Source organism: Streptomyces sp. YIM 121038 (assembly GCF_006088715.1).
In the GTDB taxonomy this organism is placed as follows: domain Bacteria; phylum Actinomycetota; class Actinomycetes; order Streptomycetales; family Streptomycetaceae; genus Streptomyces.
The window spans coordinates 7,717,543-7,732,893 of the sequence record NZ_CP030771.1; the positions used below are offsets into that span (position 1 = coordinate 7,717,543).

The following is a 15,351-nucleotide window of genomic DNA, read 5'->3' on the forward strand; positions in this document are numbered from 1 at the left end:
GCTACCTTTCAACCAGCGCCTTCAACCAAACATTTGTTAGTTGCTCAGGAAGGTAGCAGCGATGACTGACAATCGACAGGTGGTCGTGGTCACCGGCGGCACCCGCGGCGTCGGGGCCGGGATCGCCCGCGGCTTCCTGGCCACCGGCGCGCACGTCGTCATCTGCGCCCGCAAGCCGCCCGAGCGGGCCGTCGAAGTGCCGGGCGCCACCGCGGAGTTCCGCCCGGCGGACCTGCGGGACGCCGCGGCGGCGCACGCCCTGATCGCCGGGGTCGCCGCCGACCACGGACGGCTCGACGTCCTGGTGAACAACGCGGGCGGCACGCCCTTCGGCCTCCTCGCCGGGACCACCGCCGCCCGTCAGACGAAGATCGTCCAGCTCAATCTGCTCGCCCCGCTGTACGCCTCCCTCGCCGCCCACGAGGTGATGAGCCGTCAGGAGACGGGCGGCGCCGTCATCATGATCGGCAGCGTCAGCGGCACCCGCCCCTCGCCGGGCTCGGGAGCCTACGGCGCCGCCAAGGCGGGTTTGGCGAACCTGGCCCGCACCATGGCCGTCGAATGGGCCCCGCACGTGCGCGTGAACACCGTGGTGCTCGGCCTGGTCCGCACCGAGAGCACCCATCTGCACTACGGCGACGAGGAGGGGGTCGCCGCGGTGGCCCGGACGATCCCGCTCGGCCGCCTCGCCGACCCCGCGGACGCCGCCGACGCCTGCGTGTTCCTCGCCTCCGCCGCCGCGCGGTACATCAGCGGCGCGGCCCTCCAGGTGGACGGCGGCGGCGAACGGCCCGCGTTCCTGGACGCCGCGACCGTGAACCACTGAGCCCGTACGCCTGACCCTCGTACCACTCACCCCCGCGCCGCCCGCCCGGCGCGCCGGACACCCCGCCCGTACGAAGGAGATCCGTATGACCGCAGCCGTCGATTCCGGGATCTGCGCGGGCCGCGTCGTGATCGTCACGGGTGCGGGCCGGGGCCTCGGCCGGGCGCACGCGCGCGCGTACGCGGCCGAGGGCGCGCGGGTCGTCGTCAACGACCTCGGGGCGGCCCGCGACGGCTCCGGCGTCTCCGGAGGCCCCGCGCAGGACGTCGTCGAGGAGATCCGCGCGGCGGGCGGCGACGCCGTCGCGCACTGCGGCGACGTCGCGACCCCCGAGGGCGCCGCATCGCTCGTCCAGGCCGCCCTGGAGACCTACGGCCGCCTGGACACCCTCGTGAACAACGCGGGCTTCCTGCGCGACCGCATGCTGGTCAACCTCGACGAGGACGACTGGGACGCGGTGCTCCACGTGCACCTCAAGGGCCACTTCCTGCCCCTGAAGCACGCGGGCGCGCACTGGCGGGCCGCGGCCAAGGCCGGGCGCGCCCCGCACGCGTGCGTGGTCAACACCAGCTCCGGAGCGGGCCTCCTCGGCAGTGTGGGGCAGGGCAACTACAGCGCGGCCAAGGCGGGCGTCCTCGGCCTCACGCTGGTCGCCGCCGCCGAACTCGCCGCCTACGGAGTGCGCGTGAACGCCCTCGCGCCCGCCGCCCGCACCCGCATGACCGAGCAGACCTTCGCCGAGGCCATGGCCGCCCCCCAGGAGGGCGCCTTCGACGCCATGGCCCCGGAGAACGTGTCCCCGCTGGTCGTCTGGCTCGGCTCCACCGCGTCGGCCGGGGTCACGGGCCGCGTCTTCGAGGCCGAGGGCGGCCGCATCACCGTCATGGAGGGCTGGCGCCCCGGCCCCAGCGCCGACAAGGGCGCCCGCTGGAGCCCGGCCGAGGCGGGCGAGGCGGCCCTGAAGCTGCTCTCCCGCGCCGAGCCGCCGCAGCCGGTGTACGGGGCGCGCTGACCGCCCGCCGCACGGACGAGAGGGTCACCCGAAGGCCAGGAACACCGTCTCGTCGTCTCCCTGGAGGTGGATGTCGAACCGGTACGTGCCGTGCGGACCCGGGCGCGCGAGCAGTGTCGCGCGCCGGTCGGGGGCCAGCGAGCGGAGCAGGGCGTCGTCCGGGTCGTCCGTCAGGTACGCGCGCGTGTACAGATGGTCCAGGAGCCCGCGCGCGAACACCGCGAGGCAGACGTACGGGGCGCCGCCCGGCCTGAGGGTGCGTACCGCCCAGTGCCCGTCCGGGTCCGTCGGCACCCGGCCGAAGCCCGTGAACGTGACGCCGTCGCGCCCCCGCGGCACCCCGCTGACCGCGTCCTGGCGCAGCGATCCGGGCGCGCCCGCGCGCGAGCCGTCCGGGGCGGCCTGCCACGTCTCCACGAGGCCGTCGTCCACGGGCACGCCCTTGCCGTCGTACACGTATCCGTGAAGGGTGACGGCGTCCGGATGGCCCGTGGGCGCGATCTCGCCACCGCGCGGGAACGGCAGCGCGTAGCCGTGGTAGGGACCGATGGTCTGCGAGGGCGTCGGCGCGTGCGGCGGCGTGGCGCTCATGCGGCACCGTCCTCGAAGCGGGTGGCGGACGGGCCGTCCAGGACGATGTCCCAGCGGTAGCCGAGCGCCCACTCCGGCACCGTCAGACCGTGGTCGTACGCGGCCACCAGACGGGCCCGCGCCGCCTCGTCGGGGATCGACAGGAAGACGGGGTCGTAGGCGAGCAGCGGATCGGCCGGGAAGTACATCTGGGTCACCAGGCGCTGCGCGAACGCCCGGCCGAACAGCGAGAAGTGCAGATGGGCGGGGCGCCAGGCGTTGTCGTGGTTGCGCCAGGGGTAGGCGCCGGGCCGGATCGTGGTGAAGGAGTACGCGCCGTCGTCGTCGGTCAGACAGCGGCCGAAGCCGGTGAAGTTCGGGTCGAGCGGCGCCGCGTGCCCATCGCGCCGGTGCACGTATCTGCCGGACGCGTTGGCCTGCCACATCTCGACCAACTGGCCGCGCAACGGGCGCCCGTGATGGTCTGTCAGGCGCCCCGAGACGGTGATGCGCTCGCCGAGGGGCTCGCCCGTGTGCTGGCGGGTCAGATCGCGCTCGAAGTCGGTGACGTCCGCGACGCCGAAGACCGGCCCGGTCAGCTCCACGGCCTCCGGGTCGCGGACGGGCACGGCGGAGTGGTGCGGATGGCGCAGCAGGGCCCCGCGGTAGGGCGGGACGCCGTGGGGCGTGCCGGGTCGCGAGGGCGCGGCGGCGCCCGGTGCGGCCCGGCCGCCGCCCGGCACGGCGCCCCTCCGGCGCGCGCTCAGGTCCTCGTACGGGGGATGGGGGGTCATGGTGGCTGCCGCTCCCTTCCGGACCGGTCGGGCCGGTCCTCACGCGTCGGGGACGCGCACCTTCGCCGCCGTCCGCGCGACGATCTCGGTGACGCCGACTCCCGGCGCGCGCTCGGTCAACTGAAGTCCGTCCTCGGTGACGTCGAAGACGCCGAGGTCCGTGATGACGCGGTGCACACACCGCCTGCCGGTGAGCGGCAGGTCGCACTCCTGCACGAGCTTGGGCGAGCCGTCCTTGGCGGTGTGGGCCATCGTCACGATCACCCGGCGGGCGCCGTGCACCAGGTCCATCGCCCCGCCGATCCCCGTCACGAGCCGCCCGGGGACCGCCCAGTTGGCGAGGTCCCCGCGCGCGGAGACCTGCATCGCGCCCAGGACCGCCACGTCGAGGTGGCCGCCGCGGATCATCCCGAACGACAGCGCCGAGTCGAAGTACGCCGCCCCGGGCAGCGCCGTCACCGTCTCCTTGCCCGCGTTGATCAGGTCCGGGTCGACCGCGTCCGCCGTGGGGTAGGGGCCGACGCCCAGGACGCCGTTCTCGGACTGGACGACCACCTCCACGCCCGGCGGCAGGAAACCCGGGATCAGCGTCGGCAGGCCGATGCCCAGATTGACGTACTGGCCGTCCCGCAGTTCGCCCGCCGCCCGGGCCGCCACCTGCTCGCGGGTCCACGCCATCAGCCGCTCACCGTCCGCTTCTCGACGCGCTTGGCGGCGGCCTCGCGCGGGCCGAGGGCGACGACGCGGTGCACGAAGACGCCCGGCAGGTGCACCGCGTCCGGGTCGATGGCGCCGGGCTCCACCAGCTCCTCCACCTCCGCGACGGTGACCCGCCCGGCCATCGCGGCCAGCGGGTTGAAGTTGCGGCTCGCCTTGGCGAACACCAGGTTGCCGTGCCGGTCGCCGCGGGCCGCCCGTACCAGGGCGAAGTCGGTGCGGATGCCGTGCTCCAGGACGTGCGGCACGCCGTCGAACTCCCGCGTCTCCTTGGGCGGCGAGGCCACCGCGACCCCGCCCGCCGCGTCGTACCGCCAGGGAATCCCGCCGTCGGCGACCTGCGTGCCCACTCCGGCCGGGGTGTAGAAGGCGGGGATGCCGCAGCCTCCGGCGCGCAGGCGCTCCGCGAGGGTGCCCTGCGGGATCAGCTCCACCTCCAGCTCGCCCGCCAGGTACTGGCGCGCGAACTCTTCGTTGCCGCCGATGTACGAGGCCGTCACGCGCGCGACGCGGTGCGCCGCGAGCAGCGCGGCCAGGCCCGTGCCGAGCGCGCCGCAGTTGTTCGACACCACGCGCAGGTCCGTGGTGCCGCGCCGGTGCAGCGCCTCGATCAGGACGTTCGGCACGCCGCTGAGCCCGAAGCCGCCGACCGCGAGGGACGCGCCGTCCCCCACGTCGGCCACCGCCGCTGCGGCCGTGGCGACCACCTTGTCCATCCGGGCAGCCTCGTCTCCCTGCGATCGTCAGCACACTGACTACTGGCATCTGCCGTACCGCGAACTCAAGTTCACGCTGCCACCGACCCGTAGGGCCGTCAAGGCTGCCTCAGGTCGGCTATCGTTCAGTGCACAAACTGTCGTGTCAGGGAGGGGGCCGCCATGGCCGCGGTGGATCTGACCAGCCATCCGGGGCACCTCGCCCGCCGCCTCCAGCAGGCCCACCACCTCCTGTGGACCACGATGGTCTCGGAGGAGACCACGTCCCCCCAGTTCGCGGTCCTCAACAGCCTGGTGGCCGAGCCCGGCCTCGATCAGCGCGGCGTCGGCGAGCGCGTGGGCCTGGACCGGTCGACCGTCGCCGAGGTCATCAGCAGGCTCAGCCGCCGCGGCCTCGTCGACAAGGTCCGCGACCCGCAGGACGGCCGCCGCGCCCTGCTGCGGCTCACCGCCGAAGGGCGGCGCGTCCACCGCAAGCTGACGGTGCGCACGGCCCGGATGAACCAGATCTTCCTCGCCCCGCTGAACGACGAGGAGCGCCGGCTGTTCCTCGGCCTGGCCCAGCGGGTCGCGGACGCCGCCGAGCACCTGCGGTCGGCGCCCCTGACGCCCTCCTGAGCACCACCGCGCTCACGCCTTGGCGCGCGCCACCGCGCTCACGCCTTGGTGAACACCACCCACACCGGCCCCTTCGCGAACGCGAGCGGCTTGCCGTCGCGGGTCGTGAACGTGGTGCCGTCCTGTGCGGTGTCCCGGCGCCACCGCGCCTCGTACGCGCGCCCGTCCCGCAGCACCCACGCGCTGCCCGAGCCCACCGTGCGGCTGAACGGCGACGCGCTGCCCGAGCGGTCGTGGAAGCGCGAGTCGCGGATGTCGACGCGCTGCTCGACCACCGTGGCGGCGCCGAGCGCGGCCCCCGACGCGGTACGGGCGGGCGTGCCGTCCATCGCGATGTGCCAGCGCCCCTCGTACTCGACCCAGGTGAAGGTGAAGCGCGCGGAGGGGAAGCGCAGCGCGAGCCGGGTCGTGGGCGTGCCGCCCGCCGGGCGCGGCCCGAACCGGAAGCCCGTGCTCTCCAGGCCCTCGGCCGACACCCGGGCGCCCAGCGCGTCCGGGCGGACGTAGAGGTTGTGCGGCGCGGGCTTGGCGCCGCCCCGGTAGTAGGCCCTGCCGGGCGCCCCGTCCGGGGGCAGGGCGCGCAGCGGGGCCGCGTCGATCAGCGGGAGCAGCTTCGACTGCGCCCCGGAGAACGCGAGCGCCGGGTCGTCGAACTGGCGAAGGAGCTCCAGGTCCGTCTCCCGGGCGCTGCGCACCGGCCCCACCACGGGCGGCAGCCGGCGCGCGTAGACGGCCATCAGGCGGCTCAGCCCGGCCTCCACCCGCTCCACGTACACGACGTCCGCCGCCTCCAGGCCGGTCTGCGGGCGCGCGGGGCCCACGTTGTCGACCTTCACGGCGAGCACCCGGCCGCCCGCGTCCCGGCCGCTCGGCCGCCCGTCCGTGCCCGCCCTGTCGAGGGTGCAGGCGGGCGCGAGCGCGGCGAGTGCCAGCGCCGCGACCGCCGCACGCCACCCCCGCGCGCCTCGCGCCGTCGTGTGCCCCACGCGTGTTCGCCGTTCCATGCCGGGGACGTACCCGCATCCGGCCGTGGTCAGCCGAGGTCGAAGGCGTTTCGCAGACCGAGGCGGTAGCGGGTGCGGTCGGCGCGCTTGAGCCCTTCGAGCTCCGGCGGGCGGTAGCGGGACGTCACCGTGCACCGCCGCGCGCTCGAACCCACCCGGTCCAGAAGGGCGTTGACGGCCTGGCGCGCGGCCGCGTTGGCGCCCTCCATGGTGGCCAGGTCGATGTCCACGGCCACGTAGTCGCCCGCCAGGAAGAAGTTGGGGATCTTCGTCGCGGCCGACGGGCGGTTGTGCAGCGTGCCCACCGGGTGGATCAGGAGCTCGTCGTCGTTGCGCGGGTTCGGGCCGCCGGTGCCGTCGACGCCCGGGTCCAGGTGCCAGGAGTGCAGCTTGCCGTCGCTCAGGACCTGCTTGCCGGTGTCGTTGAGATGGGCCTTCAACTGGGCCCACACCTCGCGCGCGATCTCCTCGCGCGTGCAGTTCTTCGCCGTCTTTCCGTACAGGATCCCCGGCTTGTCCCATTCGGAGACGTCCACCGACAGACAGTCCACCGCGACGCCGTCGCCGTACTCGGCGGGGAAGTCGCGGCCCTTCCAGTGGGCGGCCTGGGCGATGCCCGTGAGCGACCAGGGCGAGTCGACGCAGTTGAAGTGCCCGTCGACGACTTTCGGCCGCTCGGTCAGATAGAACTGGATGCCCGTCATCCAGTCCGTGCGCAGCTTGTCGCAGCGCGCCAGCTGCGGATCCGCCGCGCGCAGCGCGGCGCCCCACGTCCTGCGGGCGTGCTCCACCGGCATGGCCTGCACGTAGTGGTCGGCGGTGACGTCCTGGCGGGCGCCCCGGGCGTCCTCGACCACCGCCTTGGTCACCCGGCCGTCGCCGTACGCGACCTCGCGCACGGTCCAGCCGACGCGGAACTCCACGCCGAGGGACTTCAGATGCGCCACCCACGGGTCGATCCACGCCTCGTTGGTCGGCGCGTTCAGGATGCGGTCGGGCGGGCCGTCCGCGCCCCGGCCCAGGGCGTTGAACACGAAGGCCTCGCCGAGCGTCCCGACGGTACGGGTGCTCGCGACCTCCGCCTTCGTCGCGACGATGTTGCGCGTCACGCCGATCGCGAGGATGCGCTGGTAGTCGTACGACATGTCCTTGGCGCGCACGAAGTCCCACCAGGGCTTGGCCTCCCACTGGTCGTCGCGGCGCTCGTCGCAGCTGGTGAGGAAGACCAGGGCGCGGTTCACGAAGTACGCGATCTCGTGCGCGGGGATGTGGAAGGCGGTGTCGAGGAACGCGGTGAGGGCGCGCGCGATGTCGTCGGGCGTCAGGTCGGCGGGGTCGCCGTCGCGTCCGGGGATGGGCAGGCGGATGTCCTCGCGGCCGCCCGCGCGGGTGAAGCTCATCTCCGGCGGCGCGATCAGGTTGTCCCAGACGCCGTTGCGGTTCCCGGGGAAGGGGATGCGGCGCAGCGTGTCCGGCAGGTTGTGGTAGATGCCCGGGATGAAGCGGAAGCCGTGCTCGCCCGGGAGCGGCTTTCGGGTGCCCTTCGCGCTGTCCGGCACGTCGAAGCTGCGGGCCTTGCCGCCCAGGGCGCGGCGCTCGTGGACGGTGACGGCGAAGCCGCGCTCGGCGAGTTCGTGGGCGGCGGTCAGCCCGGCGACGCCGCCGCCGAGCACGGCCACGGACGGTCTGGCGCGCCGGGCCGCGCTCGCGGAGCCGGGCGGCCCGGCGAGGCCGAGGGCGGCCGCGCCGCCCGCTGTCGCCGCGCCCTTGACGAAGGTCCGGCGTGTGCTTCCTGATGCGTGCGGGCGCCCCATCGAGCCCTCCCCTTACCGTTGGTAACGCCTGTGTCAGGCGCGGAGCCTACGGCCGTGCTCTGCGGGGTGGAAGCGGGCGGGTGGGCTTGGCCGGAATTCGTCTGCGGGCGGGTGGGGCGCCGCCGCTGCCGCGGCGGGTTCCTCCCACCCGCCCACCCGTTCCACCTCGCCCGTCCGTTCAGGCGGGCGCCGAGCCAAGGACCTCCGCCAGGTCGTACCCGGCCGGTTCCTCCAGTTGGGCGTACGTGCACGACTCCGGGTCCCGGTCGGGGCGCCAGGTGCGGAACTGGGCCGTGTGACGGAAGCGGGCCCCGTTCTCCATGTGGTCGTAGGCCACCTCGCACACCCGCTCGGGCCGCAGCGGCACCCAGGTCAGGTCCTTCTTGCCCGACCACCGGTTCACCGCCCCGGGAAGGCGCGCGCTCTCGTGGGCCGCCTCGTCCGCCCAGGCCGCCCACGGATGCCCCGCGACGGAGTCCATCCGCAGCGGCTCCAGCTCCTCCATGAGCTGCTCGCGCCGCTTCATGGAGAAGGCGGCGCACACCCCGACGTGCTGCAGCGCGCCCGCGGCGTCGTACAGGCCGAGCAGGAGCGAGCCCACGACGGGCCCGCTCTTGTGCGGGCGCAGGCCCGCGACCACGCAGTCCGCCGTCCGCTCGTGCTTGATCTTGTACATGAGGCGTTCGTTCTGGCGGTACCTGAGGTCGAGGGGCTTGGCGATCACCCCGTCGAGCCCCGCCCCCTCGTACCGCTCGAACCACTCCCGCGCCACCTGTTCGTCGAGGGTCGCGGGCGCCAGGTGCACCGGCGCGGTGGCGTCTTCGAGCGCCTTGGCGAGCAGCCGGCGCCGGTCGCGCAGCGGGAGGTCCCCCAGGGGCTCGTCGAACAGGGCGAGCACGTCGAAGGCGACGTACGACGCCGGGGTCCGTTCCGCGAGCAGCCGCACCCGCGAGTCCGCCGGGTGGATCCGCTCGGTGAGGGCGTCGAAGTCCAGGCGCCCGCCGCGCGCGAGCACGATCTCGCCGTCCAGGACGCAGCGCTGCGGCAGCCGTTCCCGCAGGGCCTCGACGAGCTCGGGGAAGTAGCGGGTCAGGGACTTCGTGCCCCGGCTGCCGATCTCCACCTCGGGGCCGTCCCGGAAGACGATCGCGCGGAAGCCGTCCCACTTGGCCTCGTACTGCATGCCCGGCGGGATCTTCGCGACGGACTTGGCGAGCATGGGCTTCACGGGGGGCATCACCGGCAGGTCCATGATCCCGATTCTGCTCCGGGACGGGGCGGATCGCCCGATATGCGGGGTCGTGCGCGGGCGTCTAGCGTGGCTCGCATGGGTGGCGCGGGCGCGGCGGTGGAGCTGACGGCGGGAGAGCGGACGGTACGGCTCTCCAGCCCGGACCGGGTGCTGTTCCCCGAGCACGGCTTCACCAAGCGGGACCTCGCCACGTACTTCATCGCGGTCGGCGACGGGATCCTGCGGGCCCTGCGCGACCGGCCCACCACCCTGGAGCGCTACCCGGAAGGCGTCGGCGGCGAGTCCTTCTACCAGAAGCGCGCGCCGAAGAACCTGCCCGACTGGATCCCGACCGCCACCATCACCTTCCCCAGCGGCCGCACCGCCGACGAGATCTGCCCGACCGAGGTCGCCGCCGTCGTCTGGGCCGCCCAGTACGGCACGCTCACCTTCCACCCCTGGCCGGTGCGGAGCGCCGCGCCCGACCACCCCGACGAGCTGCGCCTGGACCTCGACCCGCAGCCCGGCACCGACTACGCCGACGCCGTCCGCGCGGCCCACCAACTGCGCGCGGTGCTCGACGGGTTCGGCCTGCGCGGCTGGCCCAAGACCTCCGGCGGGCGCGGCCTGCACGTCTTCGTGCCCATCGAGCCGCGCTGGACCTTCGTCCAGGTGCGGCGGGCCGCCATCGCCTGCGGGCGCGAGCTGGAGCGGCGCATGCCGGACGCCGTGACGACCGCCTGGTGGAAGGAGGAGCGCGGCGAGCGGATCTTCGTGGACTTCAATCAGACCGCCCGCGACCGCACCATCGCCTCCGCCTACTCGGTGCGCGCCCGCCCGCACGCGCCCGTCTCCGCGCCCCTGCGCTGGGAGGAGCTGGACGACGCGGTGCCCCGCGACTTCGACCTCGCCACCATGCCCGGCCGCTTCGCGGAGGTCGGTGACGTGCACCGGGACATGGACGAGCACGCCTTCTCGCTCGAGGGCCTGCTCGAACAGGCGGACCGCGACGAGCGCGACCACGGCCTCGGCGACCTGCCGTATCCGCCCGAGTACCCGAAGATGCCGGGCGAGCCGAAGCGGGTCCAGCCGAGCCGCGCGAAGCACGACGACGGCTGAACCCGCCCCGGGGGAAGGCGCCTACAGCTCCTTGATCCGGATGTCCCGGTACGACACCACGTCGGTGACCCCGTGGACCTGGAGGCCCACGTAGCCGGACGCGAAGCGCCGCCCGTCCGTGCCCGGGTCGTCGCCGCGCGGCGGCTCGAAGACCTGGCCGCCGGTGTTGTCGAACTCGTTGATCAGGACGCCGTTGCGGTAGACCGCGTAGTGCTGGTCGACCACGCGGATCTCGTAGTCGTTCCAGGTGCCCTTGGGCGTCACGCCCGCGCCCGCGAGGCCGACCCGGTCGAAGCCGTACACCGACCCGGTCTTGTACATGTCGCCGTCGGGCCGGTCGAGGACCTGGACCTCATGGCCGTACTTGATGGCCACCCACTCCGGACGCGACTCCTCCGGGTGGTCGTACACCTGGGGGAAGCGCACGAAGACGCCGGAGTTGGCGTTGCCGGAGCCGGGCGCGTCGTCCCGCCACTGGAGCTTCAGCGAGAAGTCGCCGTACTTGCGCTCGGGGAACCACAGCATGCCGAGCCCGTTCCTCGTGGTGCCCGAGGTCATCGAGCCGTCGGCGTTCAGGCCGAACGAACCGCCGCCCACCTGGCTCCACCGGGCGAAGGACTTCTGCGTGCCGTCGAAGAGGGTGCGGTAGCCCTCGGTCTGGCCGGGCTCGCCGATGCCGGAGTCCCGCGCCGCTTTGTTGATCTTGTTGTACTCGCGCGGATCGATCTCGCCCGCCCGCTTCAGGCGGTCCGTGACCGTCTTGACGTGCTTGAGGAACAGCGCGTGCGACGACCAGTCCTTCTCGTCCTCGATCAGCTCGCCGATGCGGCAGCGGTTGTTGGTGACCCGGTTCGGGATGCCCGTGTCGACCGTGCCCACGAACACCGTCAACCGCTCGTCGTACTCGGGACAGTTGGGCCCGGGGACCCCGCCGCCCTCGTCGACGGTGAAGGACACCGACTTCGCGGGCGCGGTGTTGCCCGCCTTGTCGCTCGCCCGGTACGCCACCGTGTGCCGCCCGACGCGGTCGGCCACCACCGGCCCCGTGTAGGTCACGTAGGGGCCGCCGTCGAGGGAGTACTCGACCTTGTCGACGCCCGAGCCCGCGTCCGTCGCGGTCACCGTGACCTTCGCCCGGCCGATGTAGGCGCCGTCGGAGTTCTTGTCGCCCTCGACCTTCGCCGAGGTCTCGGGCGGGGTCCTGTCCTCCTGCGGCGGCGCGACCACCGTGAACTCGACGGCCTTCTCCGCCGCCACGTTCCCCGCCTTGTCGGCCGCGCGGTAGCGCACCTTGTGGGTGCCCACCGCGTGCACCATCACCGGTGCGGTGTAGGCCGTCCAGGCGCCGTCACCGAGCGCGTACTCGACCTTGTTCAGGCCCGAGCCCGCGTCGGACGCCGTCACCGTGACCGTCGCCATGCCCAGGTACTGGCCCTGGCCGTTCCGCTCGCCGCTGACCGTCGCCGAGGTCTCGGGCGGCGTCCTGTCGTCGGTCGGCGGCGCCACGACCCGGAAGTCGACCGCCTTCTCGGCCGCCACGTTGCCCGCGCGGTCGCTCGCGCGATAGCGGATCGTGTGGGTGCCGACCGTGTTCACCACGACCGGCGCGGTGTACGGCTGCCAGGAGCCGCCGGCCCCGACGGCGTACTCGACCTTGTCGACGCCCGAACCCTCGTCCGTCGCGGACACCGTCACGGTCGCCGAACCGACGTACGCGCCCTCGGAGTCGGTGACCCCGTCGACCTTCGCCCTCGTCTCGGGCGCCGTCGTGTCCGCGCCCCCGCCGTCGGTCACGACGAGGACGCCCTGCATCGCCCCGTGCCCCGGGATCGTGCAGTAGTAGCGGTAGCGGCCGGGCTTGAGCGTCACCTCGGCGGTCCACTTGCCGCCCTTCTCGTCGTTCGGATTGGCGAGGAGGTTCAACGGGACGTCGTTGTTGTACTCCGGGTCCGAGACGTCGAACGTCAGCGTGTGCGGCATGCCGGTGGTGTTGCCGGTCGCCACGCTGTTCTCGAAGACGATCGTGGCCTTGCCCGCGACCGCCGTCGTCGGCGCCGACGTGTACTTGCTGATGTCGTTGTCCGCGGTCCAGGTCAGGGTCTGCTGCTGCGCGCGCGGCCCGTCCGGGCGCGCCGCCGCCACCGAGGTCAGGCCGAGCACCAGGGCGAACGCGGCGAGCACCGCCGCCCAGGCGCTCACGGGCCGAGCCCGCCCGCGCGCGGGCCTCCTCGTCCCGCCGTGCGCTCTCATCGTCCCGCCTTCCGTGCCAGGTCACCCGCGGCCGGGGTCGCCCCGCCGCCGGTGTAGGTCACGCGCCACAGCGCGGACCTGGCGTCCGAGGTGAAGAAGCCGCGCCCGTAGTCGAGGACGTACAGCGAGCCGTCGGGGGCGAACTTCCAGTCCATGAGGTTCTTGATGCGGTCGTTGCCCACCGGAATGATCTTTCGGAGGGACTCGGCGTGCACCGGCAGGCCGCCCGTGCCGACCGTCCTCGGGTCGGTGAGCACCGCGTGCCGGGGCTGGTCGCCGTCGTAGAAGTCGCCGACGAACCACTTGCCGTCCCAGTACGCGGGCCATTTGTCCGCGCTGGTGCTCGCCGGGTCGTAGCGGTAGACCGGGCCGTTCATCGTCGCCTGGCCGCCGCCCTTGAGCCACGGCAGGAGCTGCTTCTGCTCCTCCGTCCGATAGCTCGGGACGCCGTTCGCGTCGCGCGGGTAGTCGATGCCGCCGCCCTGCGGGGAGTACCAGATGGTGTTGGGCTCGGCGGGCGGGATCTTCACCAGGCCGTCGTTGTTCGGCGACTCGTTGCGCAGGTTCTTGCAGTCGTACCAGCCCAGCGGCTTGCCCGGGTCGGGCAGATTGCGGTCGCGGTAGGGCTGGTTGTTGCCCATGCAGTACGGCCAGCCCCGGTTGGAGGCGTGGGTGATCGCGGCGAACGTGTCGTACTTCGCCGGGCCCCACGTCGTCGACGGCTGTCCCGCGTCGGGGCCGACCCAGCCCGCGTACAGGGTGTCGGTCTTCTTGTCGATGGAGATGCGGGCCGGGTTCCTGACGCCCATCACATAGATCTCGCCGCGGGTCTTGCCGCCGCCCTCGTCCGGCTCCTTGCCGGTGAAGAGGTTGCCCTCGGGGAGGGTGTACGTGCCGTCCGGCTCGGGGTGGATGCGCAGGATCTTGCCGTTGAGGTTGTGGGTGTTGCCCGCCGTGCGCCGGGCGTCGGCGAAGGAGACGCCCATGAAGTTCGGCTGCGGGTTGTTGCCGGAGTAGCCGTCGCTGGAGCCGGACGAGTTGTTGTCACCCGTGGCGATGTACAGGTTGCCCTTCGAGTCCCAGGCCATCCCGCCGCCCGCGTGACAGCAGCTGTGCACCTGCACGGGCCACTTGAGGAGCACCTTCTCGCTGTCCATGGCGAGCTTGCCGGACGCCTTGTCGTAGGTGAAGCGGGAGACGTAGCGCTCGCCCATGTGCGTCTCGCGGTTGATCCGGGCGTGCGGGGTGTAGTGCAGGTACACCCATCCGTTGGACTCGAACCGCGGGTCCAGCTCGATGCCGAGCAGGCCTTCCTCGTTCTTGGTCAGCTCACCGCCGCCGCCCTTGTTGCCGAAGACGCTCACGGCGCCCGCGAGCGTCACCTGCTTCGTCCGCGGGTCGTAGACGTGGATCTCGCCGCGGCCCTTGCCGACGTCGGGATCGTTCCAGTCGGTGACCACCGGCCGGGAGGAGTCGGCGCCGCCGCGGCCGATGTAGAAGACCGTGCCGTCGGGGGCGGTCACCAAGCCGTGCGGCTCGCCGATCTGGTCGTTCTGGCCGGGCTTGTTGGGCTGCGTCAGGCGCTCGGCCCGGTAGTTGTCGGTGATGGCCGCCTTGCAGTCGGCGCGCACCAGACGGGTCGTCCACAGCAGGGCCCCGCGCAGATGCGCCCGGAAGTCCGTCTCGTCGTACGCGTCGGCCGTGCCGCCCATGCCGGTGTAGAAGGAGCGGCCGCCGTCGTAGTCGCGGCACCAGGAGACCGGGTGGTCCCAGCCGTTCGCGCCCGCGCCCGGCTTGTACGTCGTCTCGCGCACCCGCGCCACGGTGTGCACGGTGCCCGACGGGTTGGTCTCCCAGTTGAGCCACTGGTCGGGGCGCTTCCACTCCAGGGGCAGGTCCTTGGTGGCCGGGCTCTGCCGGTCGCCGACCTCGACGGTGGCGCGCTGCACGGCCGCGGGGCTCTCGTCCTTGGGGCGGGCCCCGACCAGGCCCGTGAACCAGCTGGAGTACGGCTCGGCGCGGGCCGCGTCGTGCAGGCCGAGGAAGCCGCCGCCCGCCTCCATATAGGCCTCCAGGCCCGCTTCCTGCTCGGGGTCGAGCACATCGCCCCCGCCGGTCACGAACGCGACCGCGTTGAACGTGCCGAGCCGCCTCGCGTCGGTGAACACCGCCGGGTCGTCGGTCGCCGTGACGGTGAACCGCTGGGCGGTGGGGCCCGACCGGCCGATCTTCTCGATCGCGGCGATGGCGGCGTCGACGACCGGTGACTCGTCCCCGGGGGCCGCTGATCCGTAGAAGGCGAGGACCCGCACGTTCGCGCCACCGGGGGGCGCGGGCAAGGCCCGTGACATCGTTGTCTTCATCGCTTCGGCGTCGCCGGGCGGTTCGGGGAAGGGGCGCGCGGACGCGGCGGGCCCGGAGAGGACCCCGGCCGCGAGCACTCCCGCGGCCATGGCCGCGGCCCAGGAGCGACGGCTGGCTCTGTACCTGGATCTGCCGAACTCTCGTGTGGTTAAGGGTTGTTGACGCGGTGTGAGCCGCATGAGAACACCGACCCCTCGTTGGTCACGACTGCGGCGACTACAACAACAGCGCGGTTGAAGCTAGCCCTCTTTCGACGGCTAGCCAAGAGCTATGACGTCACTTCACTCGAACTTTGTCCTGCCTGTGGAGAAACGGG

The 15,351-nt window shown here is 73.1% G+C and carries 13 protein-coding genes; 4 read left to right on the plus strand and 9 right to left on the minus strand.

All coding sequences use genetic code 11. The features are described 5' to 3' along the window. Nucleotides 1-61: 61 nt before the first annotated feature. Nucleotides 62-826 carry an SDR family oxidoreductase gene (locus C9F11_RS33090; protein ID WP_138962707.1) on the plus strand — a complete coding sequence of 255 codons (765 nt, stop codon included), beginning with the start codon at nt 62-64 and terminating at the stop codon, nt 824-826. Nucleotides 827-911: 85 nt separating this feature from the next. Continuing rightward, nucleotides 912-1,838, plus strand: coding sequence for an SDR family oxidoreductase (locus tag C9F11_RS33095; RefSeq protein WP_138962708.1), 927 nt, complete (start codon nt 912-914; stop codon nt 1,836-1,838). A 24-nt stretch (nt 1,839-1,862) separates the two neighbouring features. On the opposite strand, the gene pcaG is transcribed toward C9F11_RS33095, so the two are convergent. The 4 genes from pcaG to C9F11_RS33115 are packed head-to-tail and all read right to left on the minus strand — an operon-like array spanning nt 1,863 to nt 4,635. After that, on the minus strand, nt 1,863-2,429 hold the full coding sequence (gene pcaG / locus C9F11_RS33100) for a protocatechuate 3,4-dioxygenase subunit alpha (RefSeq protein ID WP_138962709.1): 567 nt from the start codon (nt 2,427-2,429) through the stop codon (nt 1,863-1,865). Next, nucleotides 2,426-3,202, minus strand: a complete 777-nt coding sequence (gene pcaH / locus C9F11_RS33105; RefSeq protein ID WP_138962710.1) for a protocatechuate 3,4-dioxygenase subunit beta — start codon at nt 3,200-3,202, stop codon at nt 2,426-2,428. The genes pcaG and pcaH overlap by 4 nt, the downstream gene beginning before the upstream one ends. Before the next feature lie 39 nt (nt 3,203-3,241). Continuing rightward, on the minus strand, nt 3,242-3,880 hold the full coding sequence (locus C9F11_RS33110) for a 3-oxoacid CoA-transferase subunit B (RefSeq protein WP_138962711.1): 639 nt from the start codon (nt 3,878-3,880) through the stop codon (nt 3,242-3,244). After that, nucleotides 3,880-4,635, minus strand: a complete 756-nt coding sequence (locus tag C9F11_RS33115; protein WP_138962712.1) for a CoA transferase subunit A — start codon at nt 4,633-4,635, stop codon at nt 3,880-3,882. Before C9F11_RS33115 ends, C9F11_RS33110 begins: the two co-directional genes overlap by 1 nt. Nucleotides 4,636-4,797: 162 nt before the next feature. Between C9F11_RS33115 and C9F11_RS33120 the strand changes: the two genes are divergently transcribed. After that, nucleotides 4,798-5,253, plus strand: coding sequence for a MarR family transcriptional regulator (locus C9F11_RS33120; protein ID WP_138962713.1), 456 nt, complete (start codon nt 4,798-4,800; stop codon nt 5,251-5,253). A gap of 38 nt (nt 5,254-5,291) precedes the next feature. Here the strand turns inward: C9F11_RS33120 and C9F11_RS33125 are convergent, their stop codons facing one another. The 3 genes from C9F11_RS33125 to C9F11_RS33135 all read right to left on the minus strand — a co-directional run bounded on the left by C9F11_RS33125 (nt 5,292) and on the right by C9F11_RS33135 (nt 9,323). Further along, nucleotides 5,292-6,257, minus strand: coding sequence for a DUF3048 domain-containing protein (locus C9F11_RS33125; protein WP_138962714.1), 966 nt, complete (start codon nt 6,255-6,257; stop codon nt 5,292-5,294). Between the two features lie 29 nt (nt 6,258-6,286). Beyond that, nucleotides 6,287-8,071 (minus strand): FAD-dependent oxidoreductase, encoded by a 1,785-nt coding sequence (locus C9F11_RS33130; protein WP_138962715.1) that lies wholly within the window; start codon nt 8,069-8,071, stop codon nt 6,287-6,289. A gap of 178 nt (nt 8,072-8,249) precedes the next feature. Then, the gene (locus tag C9F11_RS33135; RefSeq protein ID WP_138962716.1) at nt 8,250-9,323 is read right to left on the minus strand and encodes an ATP-dependent DNA ligase; all 1,074 of its coding nucleotides are present in this window, start codon (nt 9,321-9,323) and stop codon (nt 8,250-8,252) included. Nucleotides 9,324-9,398: 75 nt separating this feature from the next. Here C9F11_RS33135 and ligD point away from each other — a divergent pair, with 75 nt between their 5' ends. Beyond that, on the plus strand, nt 9,399-10,421 hold the full coding sequence (ligD, locus tag C9F11_RS33140; protein ID WP_138962717.1) for a non-homologous end-joining DNA ligase: 1,023 nt from the start codon (nt 9,399-9,401) through the stop codon (nt 10,419-10,421). Nucleotides 10,422-10,442: 21 nt separating this feature from the next. Here ligD and C9F11_RS33145 read toward each other — a convergent pair whose 3' ends face one another. Next, complete coding sequence (locus C9F11_RS33145) at nt 10,443-12,671, minus strand: family 16 glycoside hydrolase (RefSeq protein ID WP_138962718.1); 2,229 nt, start codon at nt 12,669-12,671, stop codon at nt 10,443-10,445. Further along, entirely contained in the window at nt 12,668-15,124 is a 2,457-nt protein-coding gene (locus tag C9F11_RS33150; RefSeq protein ID WP_138962719.1) for a ThuA domain-containing protein, read from the minus strand. The genes C9F11_RS33145 and C9F11_RS33150 overlap by 4 nt, the downstream gene beginning before the upstream one ends. Between the last annotated feature and the right edge of the window lie 227 nt (nt 15,125-15,351).

What these genes read in the sequence shown, in the direction of transcription:
- C9F11_RS33090 (WP_138962707.1), top strand. Translation starts at nt 62, where the DNA reads ATGACTGACAATCGACAGGTGGTCGTGGTCACCGGCGGCACCCGCGGC.
- C9F11_RS33095 (WP_138962708.1), top strand. Translation starts at nt 912, where the DNA reads ATGACCGCAGCCGTCGATTCCGGGATCTGCGCGGGCCGCGTCGTGATC.
- pcaG (WP_138962709.1), bottom strand. Translation starts at nt 2,429, where the DNA reads ATGAGCGCCACGCCGCCGCACGCGCCGACGCCCTCGCAGACCATCGGT.
- pcaH (WP_138962710.1), bottom strand. Translation starts at nt 3,202, where the DNA reads ATGACCCCCCATCCCCCGTACGAGGACCTGAGCGCGCGCCGGAGGGGC.
- C9F11_RS33110 (WP_138962711.1), bottom strand. Translation starts at nt 3,880, where the DNA reads ATGGCGTGGACCCGCGAGCAGGTGGCGGCCCGGGCGGCGGGCGAACTG.
- C9F11_RS33115 (WP_138962712.1), bottom strand. Translation starts at nt 4,635, where the DNA reads ATGGACAAGGTGGTCGCCACGGCCGCAGCGGCGGTGGCCGACGTGGGG.
- C9F11_RS33120 (WP_138962713.1), top strand. Translation starts at nt 4,798, where the DNA reads ATGGCCGCGGTGGATCTGACCAGCCATCCGGGGCACCTCGCCCGCCGC.
- C9F11_RS33125 (WP_138962714.1), bottom strand. Translation starts at nt 6,257, where the DNA reads ATGGAACGGCGAACACGCGTGGGGCACACGACGGCGCGAGGCGCGCGG.
- C9F11_RS33130 (WP_138962715.1), bottom strand. Translation starts at nt 8,071, where the DNA reads ATGGGGCGCCCGCACGCATCAGGAAGCACACGCCGGACCTTCGTCAAG.
- C9F11_RS33135 (WP_138962716.1), bottom strand. Translation starts at nt 9,323, where the DNA reads ATGGACCTGCCGGTGATGCCCCCCGTGAAGCCCATGCTCGCCAAGTCC.
- ligD (WP_138962717.1), top strand. Translation starts at nt 9,399, where the DNA reads ATGGGTGGCGCGGGCGCGGCGGTGGAGCTGACGGCGGGAGAGCGGACG.
- C9F11_RS33145 (WP_138962718.1), bottom strand. Translation starts at nt 12,671, where the DNA reads ATGAGAGCGCACGGCGGGACGAGGAGGCCCGCGCGCGGGCGGGCTCGG.
- C9F11_RS33150 (WP_138962719.1), bottom strand. Translation starts at nt 15,124, where the DNA reads ATGGCCGCGGGAGTGCTCGCGGCCGGGGTCCTCTCCGGGCCCGCCGCG.